Genomic DNA, 3,115 nt, shown 5'->3' with positions numbered 1-3,115 from the left:
AAAGATTGGGGTAACCGGCCAAGGGCGGATCCCTTGTAGGATGGCAGCAAACCCTCTAGACTGAGCAAAGGTTGCCCCAGCCGATTTGCTTTCACTCCTCTTGTATCCCGTTTCAACAAGCTAACGAGCCTATGACCACAGCCTCTCAAGCTGCCCTTTTCGACGCCCTTGCCCGGCGCCGTGCCCTCAAGATCATCAGCGGCCTGCAAAACTTCGACCTGCAGTCGGTGCTGAAAGTCACCCGTGCCGCCCAGGAGGGAGGAGCCACTTGGGTGGACATCGCCGCCAGTCCCGAATTGGTGCAGCAGGTGCGCGCCCAGATCGAGCTGCCCATCTGCGTGTCGGCGGTGGAGCCGCAGCAATTGGCTGCCGCCGTCCAAGCGGGGGCCGACATGGCCGAAATCGGCAATTACGACAGCTTCTACCCTTCGGGCCGCATCTTCTCCGCTGCGGAAGTCCTGGAGCTCACTCGCCAAACCCGCTCTCTGCTGCCGCGCACGCTTTTGTCGGTTACCGTTCCCCACACGCTGCCTTTGGATCAGCAGGCGGAATTGGCCGAGAAACTGGAAGATCTGGGGGCCGATCTCATCCAAACCGAGGGCAGCACCAGTGCCGAGCCGGTTCACGGGGGATCCCTGGGCTTGATCGAGAAGGCTGCCCCCACCTTGGCCGCCGCCTATGAGATCAGCCGTGTGGTCTCGGTGCCTGTTATCTGCGCTTCCGGCCTCTCAACGGTAACGGTGCGCCTGGCCATCGCTGCCGGTGCCTCAGGTGTGGGGGTGGGCAAAGCTGTCAGCCGGCTCCAGGATGAAGTGGCCATGGTGGCCCAAGTGCGGGCGCTGGTAGAGGCCCTGGGAGACTCTCGGATCCCTGCCTTTGTCTAGGTTGATGCCTGACCGGTGAGAGTTAAACTGCTGGCGCCAGCTTGTGCTGGTGCATTTTTTTATCGCTTCCGTCCGCATCCGTTTCTCGCCGGCAGCCGAGTCATGCTCTGTATAGTTTCCAATCCCTGAGCCCAGACATGGTTGACAATGCGAGGGATCCCTTTTTGAACTGCCCATGAGCTGGCAACGCCCCGATGGCCGCACGGCTGCTCAATTGCGCCCGGTTTCCTTCCAGCGCCGCTTCACCCGCTATGCGCCCGGATCGGTGTTGGTGAAGTTTGGCGATACCCATGTCCTCTGCACCGCCAGTGTGGCGGAAGAAGTTCCCCCTTTTTTGCAGAATACCGGTCAAGGCTGGCTGACGGCGGAGTACCGCATGTTGCCCGGAGCCACCCCACAACGACAGCCACGGGAGATGTTGAAACCATCGGGCCGTACTGCCGAGATCCAACGCCTCATCGGACGCAGCCTGCGCGCCGCTCTGGATCTCCAGAAGCTGGGATCCCGCACCATTACCCTCGATGCCGATGTGTTGCAGGCCGATGGCGGAACTCGCACCGCCGCGATCACGGGGGGCTATGTGGCCCTGCACGACGCCGTCACTTGGCTATGCAAACAGGGGTTGCTGGATCCGGCTCAGGGATCGCCGCTGCGGCAGCAAGTGGCGGCCCTTTCGGTGGGAATTGTGCAGGGGGAAGTCCTCGTAGATTTGTGCTATGAGGAAGACAGCCAAGCCGAGGTAGACATGAACATTGTCATGAACGAGCAGGGATCCTTTATCGAGATTCAGGGCACTGCCGAAGCCGGCTGCTTCAGCCGACCGCAATTGTTGCAAATGGTGGAGATGGCCCAAGCCGGGATCCGAGAATTGCTGCAGGCGCAACAGCAAGCTCTCAATTGGGAACCGTAGCCAGCTTTGCAACGGCGACCCTTCAAGGCGTTGGTACAGCTTAGAACAAGGCCGGCAATTGGCCTGAAGAAGTTGGCCTGGAGAATGCCGCATGTCCCCTTTCGTATTCGGTTCGGAGGAACTTGCGCCCCTGCTCAGGCAGCAAGGCCGGCGGTTTACCACTGGCTACCTGCACCTTCACCTCAGAGGGCTGGATCCTGCCGAGGTCGCAGAACCCTGGGTACTGACTTATTACTACGGCAGGCTCCTCTTTTCTGCCGATCAACCCCTCAACACGCAAATCCTGCTGAAACGCCTATCTCGCTTCATCGCCCGCCTCAACTTGGAATGGTCGCAGCGGGCCATCTCGGTGGTGCAAGAGCGCCTGCTGAAGAACCGTTCCCTGCCCGAGCTGCTGGAGGCCATCACGCAGTTGGGCTTGCTCAAGCCAGGAGAGTTGGAAGATGCCCTGTGGCTCAACCTGCTCACCGATTTCGACCGCTACCTGTTTGAGCGGTCAGGCGCCTGCTACTTCGAAGTGCAGGAACGGGTCGCCCAAGAGGCCCCCATCGGCGGGTTTGAGTTGGAGCCTCTGTTGCAAGAAGCAGCCCGCCGCCACGATCGATGGGCAGATTTGAAGGTGGCCATTCCCACGATGCTGGCGATACCGGTGGTCAACTGGGAGCGGGTCAACCGCTATCGCATCACCGATGAGCAGCGACAGAAGCTCCACGCCCTCACCAAAGACGGCCAGTCGCTAGAGGTGATCGCCAAGAAGCTGTGTCGGGATCGTCTGGAGGTGGCCAATCTCTTTGCGGCCTGGGTCAAAAAAGGGCTGGTCAGCCTGCAAACACCCCAAGAGCTGCTGCAGACCAAGCCCCACAACCCGATAACCATCTTGGCGGTGGACGACAGCGTGGTCATGCAAGAGATCCTGCGGCAATATTTGTCCAACTATCGAGTGATTACAACAGGCAACCCCGCCGAGGTGCTCCCTCTGTTGTTTCAGCATCGGCCTCATCTGCTGTTGATGGACATCGCCATGCCGGGGATCGATGGCCTGGAGCTCTGCCGCATTGTGCGCAGCTTGGAAGAGTTTAAGTCCCTCCCCATCCTAATGGTTACCTCGCGCGATGGCCTGCTAGCTCGCATCCGCGGCAAATGGTCGGGAGCAACTGGCTACCTGACCAAACCCTTCAACGAAAGCCAGCTTAACGAAGAAGTGAGGAGGCTTCTGTTTGTTTCCAATTTCTTTTCCAATTTCTTTTCCAATTTCTAGGGATCCCCCGAAGAGCTAACCGCTCGCCTCCCCTCTCCCAGTGGGAGAGGGGCCAGGGGTGAG

The 3,115-nt window shown here is 59.8% G+C and carries 3 protein-coding genes; all 3 read left to right on the top strand.

Annotated features, from left to right (window positions below; genetic code table 11):
- Positions 1-131: 131 nt before the first annotated feature.
- The 3 genes from NW857_RS03995 to NW857_RS03985 all read left to right on the top strand — a co-directional run bounded on the left by NW857_RS03995 (position 132) and on the right by NW857_RS03985 (position 3,052).
- Complete coding sequence (locus NW857_RS03995; RefSeq protein WP_414368011.1) at positions 132-884, top strand: DUF561 domain-containing protein; 753 nt, start codon at positions 132-134, stop codon at positions 882-884.
- A gap of 175 nt (positions 885-1,059) precedes the next feature.
- On the top strand, positions 1,060-1,794 hold the full coding sequence (gene rph / locus NW857_RS03990) for a ribonuclease PH (RefSeq protein ID WP_414333437.1): 735 nt from the start codon (positions 1,060-1,062) through the stop codon (positions 1,792-1,794).
- A 91-nt stretch (positions 1,795-1,885) separates the two neighbouring features.
- A complete protein-coding gene (locus NW857_RS03985) occupies positions 1,886-3,052 on the top strand; it encodes a response regulator (protein ID WP_414338575.1) in 1,167 nt (388 codons plus the stop codon).
- The last annotated feature ends 63 nt before the right edge of the window (positions 3,053-3,115 follow it).

The organism is Synechococcus sp. H55.9 (genome assembly GCF_047462355.1).
In the GTDB taxonomy this organism is placed as follows: Bacteria; Cyanobacteriota; Cyanobacteriia; order Thermostichales; family Thermostichaceae; genus Thermostichus.
This window is presented reverse-complemented; position numbering and strand designations above follow the sequence as displayed.

What these genes read in the sequence shown, in the direction of transcription:
- NW857_RS03985 (WP_414338575.1), top strand. Translation starts at nt 1,886, where the DNA reads ATGTCCCCTTTCGTATTCGGTTCGGAGGAACTTGCGCCCCTGCTCAGG.
- rph (WP_414333437.1), top strand. Translation starts at nt 1,060, where the DNA reads ATGAGCTGGCAACGCCCCGATGGCCGCACGGCTGCTCAATTGCGCCCG.
- NW857_RS03995 (WP_414368011.1), top strand. Translation starts at nt 132, where the DNA reads ATGACCACAGCCTCTCAAGCTGCCCTTTTCGACGCCCTTGCCCGGCGC.